Annotated in this window: 16 protein-coding genes and 1 pseudogene; 5 read left to right on the plus strand and 12 right to left on the minus strand. The window is 73.3% G+C overall.

Annotated features, from left to right (window positions below; all coding sequences use genetic code 11):
* Positions 1-144: 144 nt before the first annotated feature.
* The gene (locus P9841_RS07245; protein ID WP_283321390.1) at positions 145-804 is read right to left on the minus strand and encodes a PD-(D/E)XK motif protein; all 660 of its coding nucleotides are present in this window, start codon (positions 802-804) and stop codon (positions 145-147) included.
* On the opposite strand from P9841_RS07245, the gene P9841_RS07250 reads away from it, so the two are divergent.
* Positions 797-1,168 carry a hypothetical protein gene (locus P9841_RS07250; protein WP_283321391.1) on the plus strand — a complete coding sequence of 124 codons (372 nt, stop codon included), beginning with the start codon at positions 797-799 and terminating at the stop codon, positions 1,166-1,168. The genes P9841_RS07245 and P9841_RS07250 overlap by 8 nt on opposite strands.
* A gap of 79 nt (positions 1,169-1,247) precedes the next feature.
* Here P9841_RS07250 and P9841_RS07255 read toward each other — a convergent pair whose 3' ends face one another.
* The 7 genes and pseudogenes from P9841_RS07255 to P9841_RS07290 all read right to left on the minus strand — a co-directional run bounded on the left by P9841_RS07255 (position 1,248) and on the right by P9841_RS07290 (position 11,378).
* Positions 1,248-1,727, minus strand: coding sequence for a GNAT family N-acetyltransferase (locus P9841_RS07255; RefSeq protein ID WP_283321392.1), 480 nt, complete (start codon positions 1,725-1,727; stop codon positions 1,248-1,250).
* 54 nt (positions 1,728-1,781) lie between these two features.
* Positions 1,782-2,995: pseudogene (locus P9841_RS19085) on the minus strand (low temperature requirement protein A).
* 195 nt (positions 2,996-3,190) lie between these two features.
* Entirely contained in the window at positions 3,191-5,359 is a 2,169-nt protein-coding gene (locus P9841_RS07270) for a DEAD/DEAH box helicase (protein ID WP_502848657.1), read from the minus strand.
* Positions 5,360-6,183: 824 nt separating this feature from the next.
* Entirely contained in the window at positions 6,184-7,113 is a 930-nt protein-coding gene (locus P9841_RS07275) for a carbohydrate ABC transporter permease (RefSeq protein ID WP_283321394.1), read from the minus strand.
* Entirely contained in the window at positions 7,110-8,258 is a 1,149-nt protein-coding gene (locus P9841_RS07280) for a carbohydrate ABC transporter permease (protein ID WP_283321395.1), read from the minus strand. Before P9841_RS07280 ends, P9841_RS07275 begins: the two co-directional genes overlap by 4 nt.
* A gap of 112 nt (positions 8,259-8,370) precedes the next feature.
* The gene (locus P9841_RS07285) at positions 8,371-9,687 is read right to left on the minus strand and encodes an extracellular solute-binding protein (RefSeq protein WP_283321396.1); all 1,317 of its coding nucleotides are present in this window, start codon (positions 9,685-9,687) and stop codon (positions 8,371-8,373) included.
* 41 nt (positions 9,688-9,728) lie between these two features.
* Positions 9,729-11,378, minus strand: a complete 1,650-nt coding sequence (locus P9841_RS07290; RefSeq protein ID WP_283321397.1) for a GH39 family glycosyl hydrolase — start codon at positions 11,376-11,378, stop codon at positions 9,729-9,731.
* Positions 11,379-11,567: 189 nt separating this feature from the next.
* Here P9841_RS07290 and P9841_RS07295 point away from each other — a divergent pair, with 189 nt between their 5' ends.
* The gene (locus P9841_RS07295) at positions 11,568-12,608 is read left to right on the plus strand and encodes a LacI family DNA-binding transcriptional regulator (RefSeq protein WP_283321398.1); all 1,041 of its coding nucleotides are present in this window, start codon (positions 11,568-11,570) and stop codon (positions 12,606-12,608) included.
* Positions 12,609-12,670: 62 nt separating this feature from the next.
* Here the strand turns inward: P9841_RS07295 and P9841_RS07300 are convergent, their stop codons facing one another.
* Positions 12,671-13,705, minus strand: a complete 1,035-nt coding sequence (locus tag P9841_RS07300; RefSeq protein WP_283321399.1) for a LacI family DNA-binding transcriptional regulator — start codon at positions 13,703-13,705, stop codon at positions 12,671-12,673.
* 208 nt (positions 13,706-13,913) lie between these two features.
* On the opposite strand from P9841_RS07300, the gene P9841_RS07305 reads away from it, so the two are divergent.
* The 3 genes from P9841_RS07305 to P9841_RS07315 are packed head-to-tail and all read left to right on the plus strand — an operon-like array spanning position 13,914 to position 18,816.
* Positions 13,914-15,884, plus strand: coding sequence for a right-handed parallel beta-helix repeat-containing protein (locus P9841_RS07305; protein ID WP_283321400.1), 1,971 nt, complete (start codon positions 13,914-13,916; stop codon positions 15,882-15,884).
* A 5-nt stretch (positions 15,885-15,889) separates the two neighbouring features.
* Positions 15,890-16,783 (plus strand): dihydrodipicolinate synthase family protein, encoded by an 894-nt coding sequence (locus tag P9841_RS07310; RefSeq protein ID WP_283321401.1) that lies wholly within the window; start codon positions 15,890-15,892, stop codon positions 16,781-16,783.
* Positions 16,780-18,816: a YjhG/YagF family D-xylonate dehydratase gene (locus P9841_RS07315; protein WP_283321402.1), complete on the plus strand. Its 2,037-nt coding sequence runs from the start codon at positions 16,780-16,782 to the stop codon at positions 18,814-18,816. Before P9841_RS07310 ends, P9841_RS07315 begins: the two co-directional genes overlap by 4 nt.
* A 73-nt stretch (positions 18,817-18,889) precedes the next feature.
* On the opposite strand, the gene P9841_RS07320 is transcribed toward P9841_RS07315, so the two are convergent.
* The 3 genes from P9841_RS07320 to P9841_RS07330 all read right to left on the minus strand — a co-directional run bounded on the left by P9841_RS07320 (position 18,890) and on the right by P9841_RS07330 (position 22,533).
* Positions 18,890-19,285: a hypothetical protein gene (locus tag P9841_RS07320; protein WP_283321403.1), complete on the minus strand. Its 396-nt coding sequence runs from the start codon at positions 19,283-19,285 to the stop codon at positions 18,890-18,892.
* Positions 19,286-19,631: 346 nt separating this feature from the next.
* Positions 19,632-20,414, minus strand: a complete 783-nt coding sequence (locus P9841_RS07325; RefSeq protein WP_283321404.1) for a hypothetical protein — start codon at positions 20,412-20,414, stop codon at positions 19,632-19,634.
* Between the two features lie 13 nt (positions 20,415-20,427).
* Positions 20,428-22,533 (minus strand): alpha-amylase family protein, encoded by a 2,106-nt coding sequence (locus P9841_RS07330; RefSeq protein ID WP_283321405.1) that lies wholly within the window; start codon positions 22,531-22,533, stop codon positions 20,428-20,430.
* Positions 22,534-22,560 lie beyond the last annotated feature (27 nt).

Raw genomic sequence — 22,560 nt, forward strand, 5'->3', positions numbered from 1 at the left:
CTCACAGTCCACCTCAGTTCGGTGAGGGCGGACGTCCTGCGTCGACTTCTCGAAGGACCTGATCCGGGCCATCTGCCTACCTCCTGGGAGTTCCGTGCGCACCAACCGAACGAGTTCAGTGACAACTCCGCCGACTCGGACTACTCACCAAGTGGGTGCGAGAGAGATCGACCTGGGCAAGAGAGGGAGGTTCTCACACAGAACTCGGAGCCGCACACTCAAGATGGCCTGGTCCAGCGGTTCCATCACTCGCGGAATGCTCGCCGCCCGCATCACTCTCAGGGATGCGGCACCTTCGTCGCGGTCCCACCGCGCACCTGCCGTGTCCGCGATCCAGTCCTCGCCGACCGTCGCCGCAACGATCTGCCACAACTTCACCGCCAGATTGGCCCGCGCTCCGAGCCGCTCCTGCACCTCATTGACCAGGTCGAGCACGCTAGCCCCGGCGTGCGTAGGAGTGGTAACGATACTGACCACCGTAGAGACGGCGCCCTCGACCGGCTCAAGCTGGGTTAGGTCAAACTCGTGAACTCTGACACCCGCCTGAGTTGTCTTGACCTCGATTCGGGCGGAGGGTACGGCGAAGTCGAAGCGGTCGCCCACATCAACGTGCCACGCTTCCACACGAGTGGCGGCGTCAGCAGCGAGCAACGTGACGTCGCCCTCGGGACGCAGACCCCAGTTTCGCTCGTAGACTGCCGCGGGCGCAGGGTCGATCTCCGATGCCAAGACCGCGCGGCCGCCCCTGCTCGCGGGCACGCACCAGGTCGACATCCAGACGTACGGCGGCGAGTGGGTGACCACGACGGTCGAGGGTGGCGTCACCACGGTGACCGACCCGGCGGAGGCCGGCGGGGTGCCGACCACGTGGGTGTTCGAGCCGAACGGCTCGGCGTTCCAGGTGCGGACCGTCGCGACGACGGACGCGGAGCCGTCGTGCCTGAGCATCCCGGGCGACGGCGTCGTCACGGTGGCGATGTGCGACCCGGCGGCCGCCGACCAGCAGATCCAGGTCGGGACGCTCGACCAGCCGGACCAGGTGAACATCTCGTCGGAGGCGGGCGTCGTGGTCGCGGACCAGGAGGGCGGCCTCGCGATCGAGCCGGACCCGTCCAGCCCGGCCAGCGTGTTCACGCTCGTGGACCGCGGCGCCGCCTCGGAGGCCTGACCGCAGCGACCGAGCGCTCCGGTCGGGGACGCGGGAGCGGCCGTGCCCGCTCACCGCGTCCCGGCCGGCGCACGGCCGATCACCCCGCAGGCGCGAAGCCGAGCGAGAGGTAGAGCCGGAGCGCGTCGGGCGCTGAGTCGTCGACCCGCAACCCGATGGGGGCGGGAACCGCCCGCTGGACGGCGTGCACGAGGGCCCGCCCGATGCCGCGGCGGCGCGCCTCCGGGACGACGAACAGGTCGGTGATGAAGGGGCCGCGCGGGACGTCGGGCCACGGTGGGTCCTCGACGGTGATGATCGCGCCGCACAGGTCGTCGCCGATCCGCACCAGCAGGCTCCCCGCCGCCAGCCAGCGGCCGTACTCGCCGTTCCACGCCGCCAGCACGTCGTCCGAGGCGGCGGTCAGCGACATCTCGTCCGCCGTTCCCCGGTAGGCGGACCAGTAGCCGCGGCCGACGTCCGCCAGGTCCTCCTCGCCGATGCGGTGCAGCGCCACCGGGACGGGCGGGCGCCAGGGGTCAGCGGGGACGGAGCCGGAGAGCAGGAGCTGGTTCGCCACCCGCGCACGGTAGGTGCTGTCCGGGCGAGGGGGCGACGGGTTATCGACCCGTGCTCACACCTCCCCGACCTCCTCCACGGCCGCCGCCCGGCCCTCGGCGCGCCGCCCCGCGAGCCCGTGCCCGACGACCGTCACCCACGGCACCAGCGCCAGCACGAGCAGCCCCCACACCAGCGGCGCCCCCGCGACGACCAGCGCCACGGCCCCGACCACCACCGCCGCGGACGCCGCCGCCAGCCCGACGTGGACGCGCCCGCGCTCCCGGCTCAGCGCCCCGAACAGCGCGGTGAACGTCGCCACGTACACCGTCACGGGCACGGCGACCGTCAGCAGCGTCCCGACGCGCCCCAGCGCGCTGGCGCCCTCCAGCGAGAACGCCGCCGCGTGCAGCCCGCCACCGGTCGCGACGATGGAGCCGAACAGCACGATGTGCCCGTACCCCCACGCGAACGACCGCCGGCGGCGCGCGGCCAGGAGCGCGCCGCTCGGCATGACGTCGTACGCCCACCACAGGCCGAACGTCAGGGCCACGCCGGCGAGCCCGAGCAGCGCGGTCTCGACGGTCCAGCCGGACTCCTCGAGGATCGCGGCGAGCGCGAACGTCGTGCCGGTGAGCCCCTCACCGACGGCGATGATGACGACCAGCCCGTACCGCTCGGCGATGTGGTGGGGGTGCCAGGGGTGCCGCCGTGCACGCGCTCGGCGACGACCGGGCCGACGGCCTCGAGCACCATGAGCGGGACGACGAGGGCGAGCGCCGTGACCGTCGGGACGTCGACCAGCGCGAGCGCCACCCACCCGGCCTGCGCGGCGAGCAGGGTCGCGATGAACACCGCGATGCTCGGCCGGCGGTCCGGGTCGGCGAGAGCCGCGCGGCTCCACTGGAGCACCATCGGCACGCGCATCACGACGTAGCCGAGCACGAGCACCCGGTTGTCGAGGTGCTCCCCCGCGGCGAGGGACTCGAACATCGGCGGGACGCCCAGCGCCAGGATGAGCACGCCGACCATCTGGACCATCGTGGTGAGCCGGAACAGCCAGTCGTCGGTGTCGTACGCCGAGGCGAACCACGTGAAGTTGATCCACGCCCAGGACACGGCGAACGTCGCGAACGCGAACCCGGTGACCGCCGCGCCGACGTGGCCGTCCGCGACCAGGACGGCGAGCTCCTCCGCCGTCCGCCCGAACGCGATGACGAACGTCAGGTCGAACAGCAGCTCCAGCGGCGTCGCGGTCCGCAGCCGCTCCAGCGGGTCCCGCCCGACCATCCGCACCCGCAGCGGGGCGACGCGCGGGGACGCGGCCGGGGAGCCGGGCGGACTCGTCACGCGACGGATCGTGGCACGGCCACGACGATCCGGGAACACCCCGCCCGGCGCGCAGGCCGCGCCGCCCGGTGACGTCGACCGGTGCGGACACGACCCGCTCGCACCGCCGGCAGCACCAGGGACGGCCGCCGCCGCTCAGCCCCGGGCGGCCTCCGCCTCCAGCGCCTCGGTCAGCAGCCCCACGAGCGTCTCGAGCTGCACGTCCGCCGCCCCGGCGTCCTCCTGCTCCCCGGCGCCGTCGAGCGCCCGCGCCGCGAGGCCGGACTTGGCGTCGATGAGCTCGGCGATCTTCGCGTCGACGGTCTGGGCGGCGATGATCCGCCAGGCGGTGACGGGCTCGGACTGGCCGATGCGGTGGATGCGGTCGATGGCCTGGGTCTGCTCGGCGTCCGTCCAGGAGAGCTCCGCGAGCACCATGTTGGACGCGACCTGCAGGTTGAGGCCGACGCCGGCGGCCATGAGGGAGCAGACGACGATCTGCACCTCGGGGTCGTCGGTGAACGCGGTGACGTTCTTCTCGCGGGCCTTCGGCGTCTGGTCGCCGCGGATGGACGCGTACCGGATGCCGCGGTCGGCGAAGAGCTGCTCGGCGGTGTCCATGACGTCGACGTGCTTGGCGAAGAACACGACCTTGCCGACGTTGCGGGCGAGCTGGGCGGCGTAGTCGGCGGCCAGCCCGGCCTTCGCCTGCCCGATGCGGCGGACCATCGTGAAGACGTTCTCGCCGCCGCCCTTGCTGCTGGAGTCCTTGAGCTCCGTGGCGGCGACGCGGCGCACCAGCTCGCGGTCGAGGCCGTCGGAGACCTCGGACCGGGCCGCGAGCGCCGCGTGGTAGCGCTCGACCATGCGGCGGGTGAGCGCCTCCTCGGCGGCCCGGATGGAGCGGCCGACGGCGCCGTCCAGCTCGACGGGCAGGTCCGCGACGCGGCGGGCGGGGATGTCGGCGACGACGTCGATCTTGCGGCGCCGGACGATGCCCATGTCGATGACGGCGGTGCGCGCGGCGGCGGAGAACCCGCGGTCGGCCGGCGTCAGGCCCGTCTCCTCCAGGGCGGTCATGAGGCGGCCGAGCGGCTTCTCGTCGTCGATCCAGCCGAGGTACTGCCAGATGGCCCGGAAGTCCTCGATGTCGTTGATGAGCGGCGTGCCGGTGAGCGCCATGAGCAGCGGCCGGGGCGCGCGCTCCCGGATCCGCTCCGACAGGGCGAGCACGTGCCGCGAGCGCTGCGAGCCCTTGTTCTTGATGAAGTGCGCCTCGTCGACCACCATGCCGCGGAACCCGAAGTCGCCGAGCCAGCCGACGTGCCGGTCCAGCAGCTCGTAGTTGACGATGACGACGTCCGCGAAGCCGTTCACGCCCTCGCCGTCGCCGTGCACCACCGTGGGCTGCCGCTCGGGCGTCCACATGCGGACCTCGTGCGCCCAGTTGGTCTTGACGACGTTGGGGACGACGACGAGCAGCGGGTAGGCGTCGGCGGCGCGCGCGGACAGCAGCGCCTGGGCGGTCTTGCCGAGGCCCGGCTCGTCGGCGAGCAGGTAGGTGCGGTGGCCGGCGGCGGTCGCGGCGACGACCTGCGCCTGGTGCGGCATCAGCTCGCGGCCGGCGGGCACCTGGACGAGGCGGCCGTCGGGCAGCGGCATGCACGCGGGTGCACCGGCGGGCGCCTGCTCGAACGAGCGGAACAGCGGCTCGAGCAGCTCCCAGCCGGCGAGGCGGCGCGGGCGGCCGGCCATCCGCTCGGCGGCGGCCTCGAAGTCGGGGGCCAGGAACGGGTTCGCGAGCTGCCGGGCGACGACGGAGCGGGGCACGACGCGCTTCTCGGCACCCGGCTCGGGCTGCACGGGCGCGGGCTCCTCGGGCTCCTCCGGCGGCTCCAGCCCACCGGCGCGCATCATCGTGGCCTTCAGGGTGCGCGCGGCGTCGGAGACGCGGGCGTCGTCGCCGAGCAGCGCCAGCAGGGAGGTGTCGCGGGCGGCGATCTTCGCGAGCAGCGTCGCCACGCCGTCGAGCCGCTTGAGCTGCTCGGTGCGGCGGGACTGCCCGAGCTCGGCGTCGCCCATCACCCGGGCGCGCTCCTCGCGGACCAGCAGGGCGACGACCTGGAACTTGGTGCGCACGGCCGGGCGCGTCGGGGGCCGGCGGACGATCGCGTCGACGTCGCGGGCCGCCGCGGCGAGGACGGGGATCAGCCCCTCCTCCGAGCGGCGCGGCGCACGACGTCGCTGCGCGGTGGCGGCACCGCCACCACCGGACGCGGAGCGCCCACCACCGGACCGCCGCCGACCCGAGCCCGCTCCTGCCACATCTCCTCCTTCGACGACCGACCGCAGCGACGACGGCGGCACGGCACGCGCCGGCGCCGCAGCACACGCGTCCGCGACGCCCCGGACGGGCACCGCCCGGACACCCGCACCGCCGGAACCCCGGACGACCCGGCAGCCCCGGCGCTCCGACTGCCGGAACCCCCGACGATCCGGGCACCCGGACCCGTCCGGACGCCCGGCACCGCACGCCACCGTGGTGCATGTGCGCGCCACCGGACGACCGGGACCTCCCGGCACGCCGGGGCGCCGCGGTCAGGGCCGAGCCTTGCGCCCCCGGCGGGAGTGACTCCACCGGCCACCCGGGGGTGGCACGCCGCCATACGCCTCGCGGGACCACGACGCGGACCACCGTGGGTGCGTCGCCGTCGGGAGCAGCCTAACGCCGCGGAGCCCCCGCGTGTCACGGCGCCCCCCGGACGCGCCGGCCGGCGCGAGGTCGTCAGGTACGGCCGAGGTCGTCACGCCGGGCTGACGACCTGGGCCAGAAGTGACGACCTCGCCGACCCGGTGGGCGACGGGCCCGGGGCCTGGGGTGCAGGCGGGTGCCGCCGCGAGGCAGTCGCCCGGCGTGCGAGGTCGTCCCGTGCGGCCGAGGTCGTCACCTGCAGCCGAGGTCGTCACCTGCGGCCGAGGTCGTCAGGCGCAGCCGAGGTCGTCACGTGCAGCCGAGGTCGTCACGCCGGGCTGACGACCTCGGCCCGGCGTGACGACCTCGCGCTCCGCTGCGGCCGCCCGGCCGGCGGCGACCCCGTGGCCGCCGGCCCGGCGGGGCCGACGGCCGGCGGGCCGGCGGGGCCGGCGCGTCAGCCCTTGACGGCGCCCGCCATCACGCCGGACACCAGCTGCTTGCCGGCGACGACGAACACGACGAGCAGTGGCGCCGCCACGAGGAACACGCCGGACATCACCAGGCCGGTGTCGGTGGTGAACGCCCCCTTGAGCTGCGGCACCACCAGCGGCATCGTGAGCTGCGACCGCATGACGACCGACGGCCAGAAGAAGCTGTTCCACGACCCGACGAACGTGAACAGCGCGAGCGTCGCGGCCGCGGGCCGGGCGGCCGGCAGCGCGATCGACCAGAACGTGCGGAACATCGACGCGCCGTCGACGCGGGCGGCCTCGACGAGCTCGAACGGCAGCGCCTCCTGCAGGTACTGCGTCATCCAGAACACGCCGAACGCGGTGACGAGCGTCGGGACGGTCAGGGCGAGCAGCGAGTCGATCCACCCGAAGTCGTTCATCATGATGAACATCGGGATGGTGCCGACCTGCGCGGGGATCGCCATGGTGGCGATGACCGCGACGTACAGCGCCTGGCGCCCGCGGAACTGCAGCTTCGCGAAGCTGAACCCGGCGAGCGTCGAGAAGAACACCGTCGAGGCCGTGACGGACACGGCCACGAGGACGGAGTTCAGGAACGCCATCCAGAAGTTGAACTGCGAGGCGTTGAAGACCTCGCCGAAGTTCTCGATCAGCACGAGCGTCGGGAACCAGGTGGGCAGGGTGCCGACGGCGCGGGCGATCTCCTGCGTGGTGGACGACCCGTACATCGCCGAGGCGTACAGCGGGAAGACCGACACCACGAACACGACCGTGAGGATCACGTACGTGACCCACCCGGGCCGGCGGCCGGCGGACTCGTGCTGCGGGACGGGCCGGCCGCGGGCGGCACGCTTCTTGGCGTAGGCGGCGGCGCCGCGACCCGCGGTGTTCTCGATGAATCCGGTGCTCACGACCGCACTCCTTCCTGGGTGGCGTCGGCGTCGGCGTCGTCGGCCGGCCCCGGTGGCCCGGAGGTCGGCGCGGCGACGGTCTCGGGCCCCTGCGGGGCGGACGCGACCGACCCGGCTGCGACGGCCCGCGCCCGGGCGACCGCCGCGTTGTGCTGGGCGCGGGTGACGCGGGACGCCTTGGACTGCGAGGACGAGATGGACCGGGTGAGCAGGAAGTTCACCAGGGAGAACACGGCGATGATGAGCGCGAAGATCCACCCGACGGCCGCGGCCTGGCCCAGGCGGTCCTGCCAGTCGCCGAAGCCGAGCTCGTAGAGGTAGAGCACGACGGTCGTCCACTGGTTGTCGGCGCCGCCCTTGCCGCCGCCGGTGCCGCCGCCGTCGAACATGCGGGCCTCGTCGAAGATCTGCAGCCCGCCGATCGTCATCGTGAGGATGACGAAGATCATGGTCGGCCGGATGCTCGGGATCGTCACGGAGAAGAACTGCCGGGTGCGGCTCGCGCCGTCGACGGTCGACGCCTCGTAGAGCTCGCGCGGCACGGCCTGCATGGCGGCGAGGAAGATCAGCGCGTTGTAGCCGGTCCACCGGAACACGACCATCGAGCCGATCGCCATGTGCGACAGCATCCGGTCCTGGAAGAACGGCGAGTCGAGCCCGGTGAGCAGCCCGAGGTCGTGCAGGTTCGGCACCAGCAGCCCGAACTGCCCGAACACCTGGCCGAAGATCATGGACGTCGCGACGGGCATCACGACGAACGGGACCAGCACGCTCATGCGCCAGAACGTCCGGGCGCGCAGGTTCTGGTCGAGCACCGCCGCGATGAGCAGCGCGAGGACGAGCTGCGGGACGCTGCCCCACAGGAAGATCGAGAACGTGTTCTCCAGCGAGCGCCAGAACAGCGGCTGCTTGAGCACCCACGTGAAGTTGTCGAACCCGACGAAGTCGCCCATGCCGGCGCGACGGTGCCAGTCGTGCAGGGCCACGACGACGTTGAACAGGAGCGGGAACGCCCCGAAGACCGCGAACAGGATGAAGAAGGGCGAGACGTACAGGTACGGCGAGACCTTGATGTCCCACCGCGAGAGCCGCTGACCCCACCCCACGCGGCGCACCGCACCCGGTGCCGCCGATCTGGATGACATGCGTGAGCCTTCCGTGACGTGCGTCTGGTGGACGGGCTGCCGGCCGGCGCGCACACCGGCCGGCAGCCCCGGTCGCGGCCGGCGCCCTCGCGGGGGCGCCGGCCGCGTCGGGTCAGCTCGCGGTCTCGAAGCCCAGGGCGTCGAAGTTGGCGACCACGGAGTCCCACGCCTCCTGGGCGGTGGCGCTGTCGGACTCGACCAGGCGGATGCCGTCCGTGACGAGGGTCTGGATGCCGGCGAAGTTCTCGCCGCGGTAGCCGCCGGCCGCGGCGTCACCGGCCGCTGCCGCGAGGTCGCCGTAGATCTTGCCGACCTGCTGGTCACCGAAGAACGGGTTGGTGGACTCGGCGATCTCGGGGGCGGACATGGCCTCGAGCTGCGACGGGAACTGGCCGGTGGTGTTGAACCAGTCGATCGCCGCGTCGGGCGAGGTCAGGTAGTCCGCGAGCTCCGTGGCCCACGCGGTGTTCTCGCCGGTGGACGGGACGGCGAAGAACGAGCCGCCCCAGTTGCCGCCGCCGTCGGGGAACGTGCTGGCGATGCGCCAGCCGTCGATGCCGTCGGCGTTGTCCGCGATGATCCCGGTCATCCAGGCGGGCGTGACCACGGTGGCCCACTGCTCGTTCTGGAACCCGGCGCCCCAGTCGGCGTGGCCGATGGCGATGCCGGCGGAGATGTCGTCCTCGGCGGCGTCGGCGAACATCATGAAGAGGTCCTTGACCTCGGCGTTCTCCGACAGGTCGTACGGCAGGCCGGACTCCGGGTCCTCGAACGCGGCGGGCAGCAGGTTGATCGCGGCCTGGAACGCGTTGGTCAGCGAGTCGATGAAGTAGTTGTCGCTCGCGGCGACGTACTCGCGGCCGGCGTCGAGGAACGTCTGCCAGGTGGCGTCGTCCCCGCCGATGAACTCGCCGAGCGACTCCGGGTCGGTGGCGACGCCGGCCTCGGCCGTCATGTTCTCGTTGAACGCGATGGCGAGCGGGCCGATGTCGGTGCCGTAGCCGGTGATCGCGCCGTCGACGGAGCCCTGCGAGACCTTCCAGTCGACCCAGCGGTCCGGGATCTCCGGCAGCTCGACCCAGTCCTCGGGGACGGCCATCATCTCGGCCCACCAGTCGAGCTCGACCAGGTGGACGTCGGACAGGCCGGCGCCGTCGGAGGACAGGCCGTTGCGCAGGACGGTCTGGGCGGAGGCGCCGTCGGGGAACGAGTTGACGACGACCTCGATGCCGGTCTCCTCCTCGAACGAGTCGAGCAGCTCCTGCGGGAAGTCCATCCACGCGGCGACCGTCAGCTTGTCGGGCTTGTTGTCGTCGCTCGCCTCCTCGGCGGAGCCACCTCCCCCGCCGCCACCGCCGCACGCGGTGAGGGCGAGGGCCGTGACGGCGGCGGCAGCGGCCGCTCCAGCGGACTTGCGGGTGATCCTCATCGGTGAGGTCCTTTCCGGTTTCCGGGTATCCAGCGGGCGTTTCAGCGGGGGTGGTGCTCGGCGGCGGCGGGGGCGACGGACGCCACCGCCCAGGCGGGCAGGTCGAGGTCGATCACCAGCACGCCGTCGGCGCCGACCGTGACGGTGCGGCGGTCCAGGGCGTCGGCGACCTCGGCGAGCTCGGCGACGTCGCGGCGCGACAGGTTGAGGGGCTCGCCGCGACGGAACCACTCCTCCGCGACGTTCCCGTGCTCCCAGTCGAGGACCTCGACGGTGTACGCGGCGCCGGCGGGCAGGCCGGCGACGGTGTGCGTGATGCGGCGGGCGGGCCCCTCGGAGGCCAGCGCGCGGGTGGCGGCGTAGCTGTTGGCGCTGCCGACGGACCGGGAGCCCATCGAGTCGGGGTAGTTGAAGAACACCCCGGCGACGGCGTCGCCGGCGGTGCGGGTCAGCACCCCGTGCTCGGTCCGCAGCAGCATCCGGTCGCCCAGGCGGTTGAGCATCGCCATGGCGTGGAACGTCGGCTTGTGCAGGCCCTGCTCGTTGACGAACCCGAACCCGCCGTGGAACGGGCCGATGCCGCCGCCGCCCTCCTCGAACACGTCCGTGAACGTCCAGTACGAGATCGAGTCGGCGAGGTCCTGGCACTGCAGGAACGCCCGCGTGATGTACGTGGCGGCGAACAGGGTGTCGTGCATCCGGTCGCGGCTGGACGGCGACGTCGACCACTCGGTGATGTGCAGCTCGGCGTCCGGGTACGGGCTCGCGGCGATGATCTCGCGGAGCCGGCGCAGGTCGTCGCGGGTCGCGTCCCGGTGGCGGCTGATCGGCCGGCCGACGCCCTGGGTGTCGAACGCGAAGTCCGTCGGGTACAGGTGGGTCGACAGGAAGTCGATCGGCAGGTCCCGCTCGGCGCAGTACGCGATGAGCTCGTGGATCCAGACCGGCTTCCACGGCAGCACGTCGGGGTCGGGCGCCTCGGCGGTCGCGCCCTCGAGCGAGGGGTCGTGGTACTCGCCGTCGTACCGGGCGTCGGGGACGAACACCGACGAGGACGGGCCGCCGACGCGCAGCTGCGGGTCGACGCCCTTGACCGCGCGGGCGGTGGCCGCGTAGAGCTCGAAGTACTCCGTCTTGGTGCCGGTCCAGAAGTGCGGCACGAGGTTCGGCTCGTTCCAGACCTCGAACGGCCAGCGGCGCACCTCCTCGACGCCGTACCGGTCGACCCAGTGCTGGACGGTGGCGGTGACGAGGTCGACCCACGCGTCCATGTCCGTGGGCGGGCTGCCGTGGGCCTTCCACCAGAACAGCGTCTCCGTGTCCCGGGCGAGCTCGCGCGGCATGAAGCCGAGCTCGACGAACGGGCGGGCGCCGGCGTCGAGGATCGCGTCGAAGACCTTGTCGACGTACGCGAACGTGTAGACCGGCTTCTCGAGCGGCGTGGGCGGGCCGAACCCGCCGCCGTTGGAGGCGCGGTACACGAACATGTCGTCGTGGAACACCCCGTGGAACCGCACGGAGCGGGCCCCGAGCACCTCCACGGCCTCGCGGAAGTGGTCCTGCCAGTCGACGCGCAGCGCCTCGTTGGCCCGGCCGGCGCCGAGGCACTGGCTCCAGACGTGCCGCAGCTCGATCTCAGCCGCGGGGCGACCGTCGATCAGTAGGGTTGACGGCGGTGCGTCGACAGGCACGCAGACCTCCTTTGGTCGGCGGGGCCGCTGCCGTGCGGCCCCTCGTGAGTTCGAAACGGTTTCGCAACCTGTATCGTGGCTTGACCGTAGAGGGTGGACGCACCGTCTGGCAACACCCCCGCACCAATCGATGCCTTCGGGGCGTCGACTGTTATAGAGTCGCGAAACAGTTTCGACCTGAGGAGCTCCATGTCGAGTGGTCCGGAGCGGCGGCGCGCCACCCTGTCCGACGTCGCCGCGGCCGCCGGCGTGTCCAAGGCCACCGTGTCCAAGGCGCTGAACGGCCGGGACGACGTCTCCGCCGAGACGCGCGAGCGCATCCTGGCCGCCGTCACCGAGATCGGCTACCGCCCCACGACGAGCCTCGCGCCGGTCACGTCGCGCCGCGCCGTCGCCGTCGTCTTCGACATCCCGGCCTCGCCGTACATCCTCGGCGTCCTCCAGGGCACCATCGACGCCGCGACCGCCGAGCAGGTCGACCTGCTGGTGCGCCTCGCCCCCGAGCGGGCGTCCCGCACGCACCGCACCGTCGCCCGCGAGTGGGTGGCCGACCAGCGCGCCGCCGGCGTGGTCGGCATCATCGGCCTGACCCTGACCGCGCCCGACGGGCTCATCCGCGCGGCGAGCGACGCGGACCTGCCGTTCGTCATGGTCGACCCCGTCGACACCCGGCACCGGCACATGGTCAGCGTCGGGTCGAGCAACTGGGCCGGCGCCCGCACCGCCACCGAGCACCTCATCGGCCTCGGCCACCGGCGCATCGGCTGGATCGGCGGCCCCGAGGCGTCCGACGCCGCCCGGGACCGGCTCTACGGCTACCAGGCCGCGCTCGACGCCGCCGGGCTCACCGTCGACCCGGCGCTCGTGCGGTCCGACCAGTTCGCCGTCGCGCCCGGCACCCGGCACGCGCACGAGCTGCTCGCCCTCGACGACCCGCCCACGGCGATCATGGGCGGCGACGACGAGATCGCGGTCGGCGTGCTCGCCGCGGCGCACGCCCTCGGCGTCCGCGTGCCCGAGCAGCTCAGCGTCACCGGGTTCGACGACACCCCGCAGGCCGCCTGGACCACGCCGCCGCTCACCACCGTGCACCAGCACCTGGAGGAGATGGGGCGGATGGCCGTGCAGACCGTGCTCGCGATGGCCGACGGCGGCCGGCCGGCGTCGCGGCACGTCGAGCTGGCGACGTCGCTGACGCTGCGCGCGAGCACGGGGCCCGCGCCGGCCTGATCCGCGCCCGCACCCGTCCGATCCCGGGGCGCACGGGCGCCGGCCCGCGGTACGTGCGACCGTCACCCCGTCGCGGGCGGCGCCGTCGACTCCCGCACCACGAGGGTCGTCGAGAGCTGGACGTGGTGGGAGTCCACGCCCTCGCCGCGCGCGAGCTGCAGCAGCGTGCGCAGCGCGACCCGGCCCATCTCGACGACGGGCTGCCGCACGGTGGTGAGGGGCGGGGCGGACGACGAGGCCGCCGGGCTGTCGTCGAACCCCACGACGGACAGGTCCTGCGGCACGCGCAGCCCGTGCCGCTGCGCGGACGCGAGCACGCCGAGCGCGATCGAGTCGGACGCCGCGAACACCGCCGTGGGCCGCTCGGGCTGGTCGAGCAGGTGGTCCGCCATCTCGAGCCCCGCGGCGAACGTGTGCGCCCGCGAGCGCACGAGGGCCTCGTCCACCTGGCCGCCGCCGGCGCGCATCATGCTGAGGTAGCCCTGGAGCCGCTCCGAGGACGGCAGGAACGACTCGGCCCCGCCGGCGAACGCGATGCGGCGGTGCCCGAGGTCGAGCAGGTGGCGGGTGGCCTGCACCCCGCCGGAGAAGTTGGTGGAGCCGACGGAGACCGTGGAGTCGTCGAGCGGGTTCACGGGGTCGATGTGGACGGTCGCGACGCCGAGGTCCCGCAGGAGCGCGTGCTGCTCGGCGGTGGTCTGCATCGTGACGAGGACGACGCCGGCGCGGTCGGGGGCGGCCTGGCGGCGGATCCAGCCCGGGGACAGCGGCGGGGTGCTGCCGCCGGGCACGTCGAGCACGTCGACGGCGACCTCGATGCCGTGCTCCCGCGCGGAGGCGACGACGCCCTCCAGCACCCGCATCGCGTAGATGTCCGACAGCGTCCGGAACACCACGGCCACACCGACCGGCGGCGTGCCGGCGCGCGGCCCGGTGGTGGGCGCGTAGCCGAGCGCGTCGATGGCCTCCTCGACGCGTCGGCGGGTCTCCGCGGAGATGCCGGGGCGGCCGTTGAGCACCTTGGAGGCGGTCGACGTCGACACCCCGGCGGTGGCGGCGACCTGCTCGAGCGTGGGGCGGCGCGGGCGGTCTGACATGCGGGGAAGTCTAGCGAAAGAGTTTCCACCACCGATAGGCCGCCGCGGCGCCCCGTCGCCGCTCGCCGCCCCACTTCCGCTCGGCGCCGACACCGTCTAGGGTCGACTCAGCAGAAACGCGACGGAAACAGTTTCGTCGCGTGGGGCGTCGACGCCGGCGGGCGGAGGCGCGCCCGCACCCGGCCCGACCCCTCGGAGGACCTCCGCCGTGACCACCTTCCACGTCGCCGTGACCGGCTCGGACCGGGCGGACGGCTCCCCCGGCGCCCCGTTCCGCACCGTCAACCGGGCCGCCCGCGCGGCGATGCCCGGGGACACCGTGCAGGTCCACGAGGGCACCTACCGCGAGTGGGTGCGGCCCGTGCGCGGCGGCACCGGCGACGACCGCCGCATCACGTTCGAGGCCGCCCCGGGCGAGCACGTGACGATCACCGGCGCGGAGGTCGTCACCGGCTGGGTGCCCGAGGGGGGCACGGTCTGGCGCGCCGAGGTGCCGAACACGCTGTTCGGGGAGCTCAACCCGTTCGACGAGCCCGTCGCCGGCGACTGGCTGCACCCCGGCCCCGTCGTCCACCGCGGCGCGGTGTACCTGGACGGCCGCTCCCTGCACGAGGCGCAGGACCGCGCCGCCGTCGCCGCGCCCGAGCGCCGCACCCACGTCCGCTACCAGTGGACCGCGCTCGACACCGAGCTGCTCGAGCCCGACCGGACCGTGCTCGTCTGGTACGCCGAGGTCGGCGAGGACGTCACGACGATCTGGGCCAACTTCGCCGGCGCCGACCCGAACGCCTCCCTGGTCGAGGTCAACGTCCGGCCCTCCGTGTTCACGCCCGTGCGGCACCACATCGACTACGTCACGGTGCGCGGCTTCGAGCTCGCGCAGGCCGCGACCCCGTGGGCGCCGCCGACCGCCGAGCAGCTCGGCCTCGTCGGCCCCGGCTGGTCGAAGGGCTGGGTCATCGAGGACAACCTGGTCCGCGACGCGACGTGCGCGGGGATCTCCCTGGGCAAGACCGCGGCGAGCGGCGACAACTTCGCCCACGAGCGCGGCGACAAGCCCGGCTACCAGTACCAGCTCGAGTCCGTGTTCACCGCCCTGCACCAGGGCTGGGAGCGCGAGCGCGTCGGCTCCCACGTGGTGCGCCGCAACGAGATCCGCGACTGCGGGCAGAACGGCGTGGTCGGGCACCTGGGCTGCGCGTTCTCGACCATCGAGGACAACCACATCCACCGCATCGGCACCAAGCACGAGTTCTCCGGCTACGAGATCGCGGGCATCAAGCTGCACGCCCCGCTCGACGTCGTCATCCGCCACAACCGCGTGCACGACACCACGCTCGGCATCTGGCTCGACTGGCAGGTGCAGGGCACGCGCGTCACCCGCAACCTGCTGTACGGCAACATCCGCGACCTGTTCATCGAGGTGGCGCACGGTCCCGCGACGGTCGACCACAACGTGCTGGCCTCCCCCGCGGCGATCGAGCTGTTCAGCCAGGGCAACGCGTTCCTGCACAACCTGGTGCTCGGAGCCGTGCGGATGCAGGCCGTGCTGGACCGCGCGACGCCGTACCACGTGCCGCACTCCACGCAGGTGGCGGGCTACGCGTTCGTCTACGCCGGCGACGACCGGTACGTCGGCAACCTGTTCGTCGGCGCCCGGCGCGGCGTGTACGGCCCGGACGCGCCGCTGGTGCTGGAGGAGTTCCCGCCCGAGACGTTCGGCACGCACGCCTACGACGGCGCGCCCGGGTCGTGGGAGGAGTACCTGCGCCGGGTGGGGACGCCCGGCGGGGCCGGCGACCACTCCCGGTTCCACCTCGAGCAGCAGCCGGCGTACGTCCGGTCGAACGCCTACGCGGACGGCGCCCGGCCCGCCTCGCACGAGACCGACGCCGTGACCGTCGCCGGGCCCGCGACCGTGCGGGTGGTCGACGAGGGCGACGCGGTCTACCTGGAGCACGACCTGCCCGGCGCCCTGGTCGCGCCGCGCGTCGGCGTCGTGACCGGCCGGGACCTCGGCCACGTCCGCATCGCGTCGGCGTCGTACGAGAACCCGGACGGCACGCCCCTCGTCGCCGACGTCGACCTGGTCGGGCACCGCAAGGAACCCGGGACCGCCTACCCGCCGGGCCCGCTGGCCTCCCTCGCCGACGGCGCCGCGCGCGTCCGGGTGTGGTGAGCGCGGTGGCCCGGTTCTACGCCCCCGCCGTCACCGCGTTCCACGCCGACGGCACCCTCGACCGCGACGGCAACCTCGCCGTCTGGGAGCACATCCTCGACGGCGGCGTCGACGGCATCGCCCTCATGGGCAGCACCGGCGAGTTCTTCGCGCTGCTGCCCGAGCAGAAGCGCGAGCTCATCGACCTGGCCGTCCGGCACGTCGCGCCGCGCGCCGACCTGATCGTCGGCACCGCGTGCCTGCGGGTGGACGAGACCGTCGAGCTCAGCCGGTACGCCCTGGACGCCGGGGCGCCCGCCGTGATGATCGTCAGCCCCTACTACTTCGCGCTCGAGGACGCGAGCATCGAGGCGTACTACTCGGCGATCGCGGAGCAGGTGCCGGGCGACATCTACCTGTACAACTTCCCCGCCCGCACCGGCTACGACCTGGGCCCGGACGTCACGCGGCGGCTGCTGCGCCGGCACCCGAACATCGTGGGCTACAAGGACACCGTGCAGGAGGTCGGCCACACCCGGCGCCTGCTCACCGAGCTGCTGCCGGAGTTCCCGGACTTCCGGGTGTTCGCCGGGTTCGACGAGAACCTGCACCACGTGGTGACCTCCGGCGGCGCCGGCGCCATCGGCGGGCTCGCGAACCTGTACCCGGAGTACTGCGCCGCCTACGTGCGGGCCGTCGACTCCGGCGACGCGGCGGCCATCGCGCGGGCCCAGCGGCGCATCGACGTGCTCATGGGGCTGTACTCCCTGGGCGCGCCGTTCTTCCCGCTGCTCAAGGAGGGCATGGTCGGGCGCGGCGTCCGCCTGGAGCACCACTCCACCGCGCCGCACCTGCCCGCGACGCCCGAGCAGGCCGAGGCGCTCGCCGCGCTCATGGCCACCGTCGAGGACATGCCGTGACGCCCGGGGAGCGGTCGGAGGGCGAGGCGGAGCGCGTGCCGGAGCGCGTGCTGGAGGGGCTGCTGCAGCCGCACGACGGCATCTACGCCGTGCGCTCGCACGCCGAGGGGCCGAGCGGCCGGCTGCCGCTGACCGCCGAGGTGCTGCGCGACTCCCCCAGCGGCGACGTGTTCGGCATGACGCAGAACGCCGGCATGGGCTGGCCGCGCGCCAACATGCTGGGCCCGCAGGTCATGATCGTCTCCACCGCCGGCGGGCTGCGGTCCGAGGCCGGCGACCCGATCGCGCTCGGCCTGCACTCCGGGCACTTCGAGCTGGTCGACCAGGTGCGCGCCGCGTCCGAGACCATCGCCGAGGCCGGCGGTCTGCCGTTCGCGTCGTTCGTGTCCGACCAGTGCGACGGCCGGTCGCAGGGCACCACCGGCATGTTCGACTCGCTGCCGTACCGCAACGACGCCGCCACCGTCATGCGCCGGCTCATCCGCTCGCTGCCGACCCGGCACGCCGTCATGGGCGTCGCGACCTGCGACAAGGGGCTGCCCGCCACGATGATGGCGCTCGCCTCCCAGCACGACCTGCCGACGATCCTCGTGCCCGGCGGCGTCACGCTGCCGCCCACCACCGGCGAGGACCTCGCGCGCGTGCAGACCCTCGGCGCGCGGTTCGCCAACGACGAGCTGAGCCTCGCCGACGCGTCCGAGCTCGGCTGCCGCGCGTGCGCGTCCCCCGGCGGCGGCTGCCACTTCCTCGGGACCGCCGGCACCAGCCAGGTGATCGCCGAGGCGCTCGGCCTCGCGCTCCCCCACTCCGCGCTCGCGCCCTCCGGGGAGCCGGTCTGGGCGGAGATCGCCCGGCAGTCCGCGCGCGCCCTGCTCGACATGCGGCGCCGCGGCCTCACCACGCGCGACGTCCTCACGCCCAAGGCGTTCGAGAACGCGATGGTCGTGCACGCCGCCGTCGGCGGGTCCACCAACCTGCTGCTGCACCTGCCCGCCATCGCCCACGCCGCCGGCGTCCCGCGCCCCACCGTCGACGACTGGGCGCGCATCAACCGGGCCGTGCCCCGCATCGTCAGCGTGCTCCCCAACGGGCCCGTGCAGCACCCCACCGTCCGGATGTTCCTCGCCGGCGGAACCCCCGAGGTCATGCTCCACCTGCGCGACCTCGGCCTGCTGCACCTCGACGCGCTCTCCGCCACCGGCGAGACCCTCGGCACCGTGCTCGACTGGTGGGCCGGCTCCGAGCGCCGCGCCCGCATGCACCAGGCCCTGCGCGACCAGGAGCACGTCGAGCCGGACGACGTCATCATGAGCCCCGACCAGGCGCGCCGCCGCGGCCTCACGCCGACCACCGCGTTCCCGATGGGCAACCTCGCCCCCGAGGGCTCCGTCATCAAGTCCACCGCCATCGACCCGTCCCGCATCACCGACGGCGTGTTCGAGCACACCGGCCCGGCGCGGGTCTACACCTCCGAGGCCGACGCCATCGCCGCCATCAAGGCCCACGACGTCCACCCCGGCGACATCATGGTCATCATGGGCGGCGGCCCCCTCGGCACCGGCATGGAGGAGACCTACCAGGTCACGTCCGCGCTCAAGCACCTGTCCTACGGCAAGGAGATCTCGCTCGTCACCGACGCGCGGTTCTCGGGCGTCTCCACCGGCGCCTGCATCGGCCACGTCGGGCCGGAGGCGCTCGCCGGCGGGCCGCTCGGGCGGCTCCGCGACGGGGACGTCGTGTCGATCCGCGTCGACGTGGAGCGGCTCGAGGGGTCGGTGGACTACGTCGGGTCCGTGGACGGGGAGCGGGTGTCGGCGGTCGAGGGCGCCGCCGTGCTCGCCGCGCGGCCGCCGCACCCCGGGCTCGCGCCCCACCCGCTGCTGCCCGACGACACGCGGCTGTGGGCGGCGCTCCAGGACGCCAGCGGCGGCACGTGGGGCGGGGCGGTGTACGACGTCGACCGCATCGTGGAGGTGCTGCGGGCGGGGACGGCGGCGCTGGCGGGCGCACCGCGGGAGGACGCCGCGCCGTAGGCCCGCGTCGCGATGTCACCGACGGGACGTCGTCCGGCCCCGCACCATGGACGGACGACGCTGGCCGCTCCGCCTAGCGGCACTCGCCCTGGGTGAGCTCGAGCGCGAGGGACGCGCGCTCCACGTACGTCCGACCTCCGGTGGAGTAGGTGATCGCGATCCCGTCCAGCGAGCCCGCCGGGCCGTCCGCCACCACCTCGATGACGAGATCGACGGCCGGGCCGCCCGGCAGCTCCTCGCCCAGCGCCGGCACGGCGTCCCGCCAGGCGTCGGGGAACTGGTCCGTCGGCGGGAGCGCGTCGAGCATCAGCCGGTACTCCTCGGTGACCGGCATCAGGTACGCCCCGCCGATCACGATGTGCTCCGCGTCGACCGGGTCGACGGCATCGATGACGAGGTCGGCGGGGAGACCGTTCGGCAGGTTGACCCCGAAGGCGGCTTCCGCGTAGTCGGGGAGCGGTGCACACACCGTGGCCGGCTCACCGGACAGGTGGAGCGGTCCGTCATCCCCCGTGGCAGGCGCACACCCTGCGACCGCGAGGACGCCCGCAGCGGCGAGCACGCCCTCGATGAGCGTCACGGACGATTCGACCCTGACACGGCGGTGGGGAAGACACCCGGGCTCGGACGCACGCCGAGACGTTCCTGGCACCGCCGCTCCTCGTCCCTCGCGCCCGGGGGCGCTACCCGCCCGACGTCCTCAGGCTAGGGCCCCCGACACCCGCGGGACCCCGTACCGGGCCGATCTCCCGCCCGCCGTCGCGCCGGTGCGCCGGTGGCCGGCCGGTCGGTCGGGGCCGGCCGGCCACCGGTCGTCAGACGCGGAACGTCGCCGTGCCGCCCTCCACGAGCGCCGTCAGGACGGCGCCCTTGCGGTCCGCCGGGGCGGCCAGGTACTCGTCCGCCGCCGGACGGTCCAGGAGCAGCGCGAGGGACACGGTGCGCCCGGTCGACTCCTGCCAGGCGGTGAGGCGCCCGAGCACCTCCTCCCGGGTCCCCGCGATGTCGACCAGCGACGGGTCCGCCGTCGTGACCGACGTGACCTTGTGGTCCTCGTCGAGGTCGAGCACGAGGGACGCCCACAGGCTGCCGGCGTCGTACACGCCGAGGACGACCGTCGTCCCCGCGGGCACGAGCGCCCGGGCGGCGCGCTCCACGTCGTCCCGCGACGCGCCGGTCGCCCACTGCAGCCCCAGCACGTCCCGCGCGGCGCCCGGGAACGTGACGATGCCGTCCGGGTACCGGTCGAGCAGCGCGTACGTGCGCTGGACGAAGACGTCGAGGTCCTCGTCGATGTCCCAGGAGTCCTGGACGGCGGCGAAGTAGGAGTCGACGGCGTCGCGCTCCATCACCACCACGAAGTCCACGGCCTCCGCGTTCTGCGCGTACAGCGCCTCGGCCAGGGCGTGCGGGTCGTCCACCCGGTCGACGCGGCCCGTGCACGCGGTGCCTGCGGTGTGCCGGAACTTCACCACCGTGCCCCGGTCGTGGATGACGACGAGCCGGCGGGCGGCCTTGGCGGAACGCAGCAGCAGCGACTGGGCGTTGCGCCACTGGTCGACGTCGATGTCGGCCATGAGGACGTCTTGATGCAGCATGAAGGTGCTCCTCTCAGGCGGTGACGGTGCACCGGTAGACGTGGATCGAGTACGGCGCCATGCGCTCGGCGACGGTGGTGCCGGAGGTGGTGACGTCGCGGTCGTCCCAGACCTCGTGGACCTCCTTGAGGCCGACGCCCAGTCCGACCTCGGCGTCGACCGGCTCCGCGGTGGGGTTCGCGACGAACACCAGCAGCGTGCCGGGGTCGTGCGGGTCGGAGTGGATGGTGACGTCGAGGCGCGGGTCGTTGGTGACGACCTCGTGGGCGCCCGCGTCGCGGACCACCCGGGCCACGGCCTGCGGGACCGCGTCGAGCTGCGTCACGACCGTGACGGAGCCGGCGCCGACCTGCGCGGTCACCACGTCACCCGCCGCGTCGGCGAGCGCCTCGCCGACCGCGTCGGCGAGCACCGGGCAGGGCCGCATCACGCTGTCGAGCCCCGGCACCTTCGGCCCGACGACGACGTGACCGCCGCCGCGCGCGAAGTCGACCAGGCCGCGCTGGACGCCCTCGTCGAGGTAGTCCAGCGTCGTGAGCACCACGACCTTGCGGCCCGCCCAGCGCTCGGGGCGCAGGTCGGTGTCGGACAGCACCGTGCTCGCGCCCGTCGCCGCGAGGGCGTCCGAGAACGCACCGAACCAGGTGCCCTTGGCGAGCTGCACGGGCTGGTCGAAGCCGAGCGTCGCCTCGCTGACCGTCACCGGCCCGGCGTACTCCGAGAAGCCCGACGGCGTCTCCAGGAAGTCGCCCGGGAAGGACACCAGGACGCTCGTCGCCTCGAGCCGGTCGTACTCGCGGTTGGCGAGCAGCAGCACGTCCGCGTCCCGCCGGAACCGGTGGTACTCGCCGCGGTCCAGCATCGCGTTGACGTTCCCGAACATCGCGACCTTCTCGGGGCGCTCGCGCCCGTCGCGGCGCACCGGGGAGTCGAGCCACCGGTCGCGCTCCACGAGCATGTACCGGGAGAACCCGCGGATGCCCTGCATGAGGGCCGCCTTGGTGACGAACTCCTCGTCGTGCCAGTCGCCCGGGTTGAGGTACCAGGGCCACACGCCGGCGATGAACTCCGGGATGTACGGGTAGCGGCTCGTCCCGGCCACGTACGACGCGACCGTCTTGACGTGGGAGAACAGCTCCTTGCGCGAGTAGATGTCGAACCCGACGAAGTCGAGCTTGTCCTCCAGCCGCATGAGGTTGAACGGGGTCGTGAACCCCGACGCGGCGCCGCCCGGGCCCAGCGGGTGCGGGTAGTTGTGGAACAGGGTGATCCCGCCGAGCCCGCGCTCGCGCATCATGCCGGCGAGCCGGTCCATGGCGTCCACGAGGTACTGCTCGCGGTACTCCGCCCAGTCGGCGTACCAGGGGATGTCAGCCTTGTCGGTCGCCTCGAACCGCCGCGGCGGCTCGACCTCGGACAGCTCGGCGTACGGCCGGGAGTACGCCGCCGCGACACCCGGCAGGTCCCCGTACTTGCCGACCAGGAACGCCCGGTAGTTCTCGATCGACTCGGCCGAGTAGTCGGCGATGTATGCGTTGACCCCGAAGAAGTACGCCATCTCGTTGTCGACCTGCGCGGAGACGATGCCGCCGTTCGGGTAGGCGTGCTTCGCGAGGATCGAGCAGATCGCGTCGTACCAGAGCGCCGTCTCCTCGTAGAACGCCTCGGAGGCGTAGTTGAGGGCGGGGATCGGCTTCGGTACCTGCGTGAGGATCACCTTGGACCCCTTGCCGCTCACGGCGTGCAGCCGCTCGTCGGCGAGGATGCGCCGGGGGTACCCGAACCAGGTCAGCTCGGAGTTGATCTGCGGCCCGGGGCGGACGACGATCCGGAAGCCCTTCTGCTCGCAGAGGGTGAGGAACGCGTCGATGTCGTTCGACGGGTTGATCTCGCCGAAGTCGAAGCGGCCCTTCTCGATCTCGTGGGCCTCCCACGGGATGTAGATCGAGATCATGGTGAAGCCCATGCGCCGGACCGAGTCGAGGATCGGTTCCCAGCGGTCGCGCTCGAGGCGCCAGTAGTGCACGGCGCCGCCGTAGAGGCTGACCTCCTCGCCGTCGACGGCGAGGGAGCTGTTCTGGATCGTGACGGGGCGGTGGGTGCCGGAGTGGTGGGGCACGGGGCGTCCCTTCCTTCCTGGGTGAGT

The sequence above is a fragment of the Cellulomonas sp. ES6 genome (assembly GCF_030053835.1).
Taxonomy (GTDB): domain Bacteria; phylum Actinomycetota; class Actinomycetes; order Actinomycetales; family Cellulomonadaceae; genus Cellulomonas.